The 846-nt window shown below is 47.5% G+C and carries 1 protein-coding gene; it reads left to right on the top strand.

The features are described from left to right. A partial coding sequence (locus ABD892_RS10420) for a hypothetical protein (RefSeq protein WP_345195558.1) occupies positions 1–772 on the top strand: 772 nt, incomplete at its 5' end. Positions 773–846 lie beyond the last annotated feature (74 nt).

Genomic DNA, 846 nt, shown 5'->3' with positions numbered 1-846 from the left:
GTTTTGTGCAAAAACTGTACTCTGTTGCCAAAAGTACGGCCAGCTTGCTCACATTCCCAAGGTTAAGCGGGATTTAAGGCTGTATTTGCCTAGGCTGGGACAAAAATTTGAAAATGCCAACCGCTGTCGATGTATTGCAACGGCACTGGTTATGCCATTTTGCACTGATGCAGAGGCGCTGGACTTTATCATGCCACCATTACAGAGATGGAAGGATGATAGCCAGAAAACCTACTTCCCTGTTATCGGCATGGATACGCTTACCAAAGGCAATATCCAAACCTTAACAGGGAGGATTACCCATGCCAGCGGCAGTTTCATGACTGACGAATTAGCCGAAGATTTGCGGCTATGGCTGTACGAACCCCGCCACAAGGCAGATCAACGAAAACCAATAATACTGGACGCAATACAGGAAAAGCTGGCAACCAGTCGGACAAAATCAGGTTATCGCCGCATACGGGGGCCTGCAGGTTCCGGCAAATCCCTCATACTGGCAGCAAGAGCCGCCAATTTATTGCGCGAGGGAAAAACAATTCTTGTGGTGACATTCAATATCACCCTCTGTAATTACCTCCGCGATCTGACAGCCCGCTATGCGCAGGATATACCTGCAATTCAGAAAAAAATCACCTTTCTTAATTATCACTCCTGGGCGAAGCGCGTCTGTTTTGCGAGTGACAATGCCGATCGGTATCGTGCATTGTGGGCTGATAAAGACAGGATACTTACAAAAATACTGGAAGACAGCATTCCCGCTCTCGTACCTTAAATCCCGCTTAACCTTGGGAATGTGAGCAAGCTGGCCGTACTTTTGGCAACAGAGTACAGTTTTTGCACAAAACG

This window comes from Kistimonas scapharcae (assembly GCF_039540975.1).
GTDB lineage: Bacteria > Pseudomonadota > Gammaproteobacteria > Pseudomonadales > Endozoicomonadaceae > Kistimonas > Kistimonas scapharcae.
Note: the sequence above shows the minus strand (reverse complement) of the source record. Positions and strands in the feature narration are given on the sequence as shown.